Genomic DNA, 2004 nt, shown 5'->3' on the forward strand with positions numbered 1-2004 from the left:
TCGCGCACTGCATCTTCGCGTCGTCCTTGCACGGCGCCCAGCTGACCTTCTGCCTATAGAACTTTTCAAGCCCCTTCGGAACATCCCCGTTGGGGGCGCCGTTTGAACCGCCCGGCGAACTTGCCGAACCTCCCGGAGGGCTAACCGAATTTCCGGGAGAACTTGTCGGGCTTCCCGGCGAACCAGTCGAACCTCCCGGCGACGCCGTCGAGCCGCCTGGCGACCGGCCTGCAGACGGGCTCGCCGTCGCCTTCGCCGCAGGAACGCCCGCATCGGCACGGGCAGAGGCATCTGCCCCCGACGACGCACCCAAATGCGCCGGCGAATCGCCCGCGCGCATTGACGCAGCGTCCGCGTGATCCGGCGACGCGCTAGCCATTGCAGGCTGAGCGACAACAGTCAAAGCCAACGCCGAGAGCGCAGCCAAAGGCCGCAACAGTCGCGTCACTGTCTTTCTCATTTTTCCTCCAAACATACGAGATTATTAGAACCCCCAACCGATCGAAGCGGACCCTCGCCAACCCGACGCCCGCCGTCCGATCAGTCAGGACCCGCTACCGGACAAAGGGACGCGATTTCCCAGCCAAAACCTCATCCTTCACGGAAGCCTTCCGATCGGACACGCCTTGCTTCTGCGCTTCTTTCCCCTGCTTCTGCGCACCTTGCCCTTGTTTCTGTTCCGCCGGGCAGACAAGGCCGTCCTTGGGGACCTCGCCGGTCAACAAATACTTGTCAACCGGACTCTGGATGCAAGATCCAGCCGTCGCATAGGCCGTATGGCCCTCGCCCTCCCAGGTCAGCAGCACCGAGTTCTCAAGCGTCTTGTGCAAAGCCTGCGCCCAGTGATACGGCGTCGCCGGATCGTGTCTCGTGCCGATCACCACAATCGGAGCCGACCCCTTCGCCCTGTACGGCCCGGGATTCGACTTCGGGTGATGCGGCAACTCGGCGCACATATAGAAGGCAACAGTGTCTTGTGCAGAAAAGGCTCCAATGGCGGGAGCTTCCCGCTTCAGCTTCTTCGCGTACTTCAAGTAATCAGCTTCGGATTCCTGCGCATAGTCCGCGCAATTGATCGCCCAGTACGCCTCCGTTCTACTGCTGCTGACCTCATCGCCGTCACGGCCCGTGGACGCGTCGAAGAGCTTCAGGAAAAGCGAGCCGTCATTCTGTTTGATCAACTGGTCGAAGGCCTGATCAAGTTTCGACCAATCCACATCCTGCTCTAGAAGGCTGGTAACGGCAGAGTGGAGCATCGTCTGATTGAGGGGTCTGTTCGGGTCTGATGTCTTGAACGGCTTGACGCGAGCTTGATCTAGCAGGGCGCGCATCTTTTTCTTCGCCGCATCCACCGACGAACCCAACGAGCAGTTGCCCGCCTTCACACACCGTTCCGCGTAGCCTTCAAAGAGCTTCTTATAACCGAACGCCTGCTCGTAGTTCATGCGCAGGAAGCTCAGCTGAGGGTCGACGGCGCCGTCGAGCACCATTCTGCCGACTTTCTTCGGGAAGAGATCGGCATACGCCCCGCCCAACTGGGTGCCGTAGGAGAAGCCGAGATAGTTGAGCTTCTCATCGCCCACCAGGCCGCGCAAAACATCCATGTCGCGCGCAGCCGGCTCCGTGCCGACATGTGCAAGCAGCTCGCCCGACTTTTTCTTGCATCCCTCGGCTATCTTCTTGGCCTGCGCCTTTTGGGCTCTGCGCCCGGCCTCCGTCTCCATGTCGAAATCAGAATCGAGCACTTTGGCCATTTCGCGGTCGTCGATGCAATCAACGGGCGTCGAGGAGCCGACCCCTCGAGGATCGAAACCGATGATGTCGTACTTGTCCATAACATCTTTGCTGAAAGCCCGGTCCACATATGAAAGCATGAGGATTCCGGAGCTTCCTGGTCCGCCCGGGTTGACAAACAGGCTTCCGATCGGCTTGCCGCCCTTAGCCGGAAGCTTCGCCATGGCGACGGTGATCGTCTTGCCCCCGGGCTTCTTGTAATCCAGCGGA

General features: G+C 60.4%; 1 protein-coding gene. It reads right to left on the bottom strand.

Going from position 1 to position 2004, the window contains the following annotated elements; all coding sequences use genetic code 11:
- Window positions 1–554: 554 nt before the first annotated feature.
- Window positions 555–2004 (bottom strand): alpha/beta hydrolase (locus ACO48X_RS11125; protein ID WP_485002149.1); only part of this gene is annotated, 1450 nt, incomplete at its 5' end.

Source organism: Peptidiphaga sp., assembly GCF_057238965.1.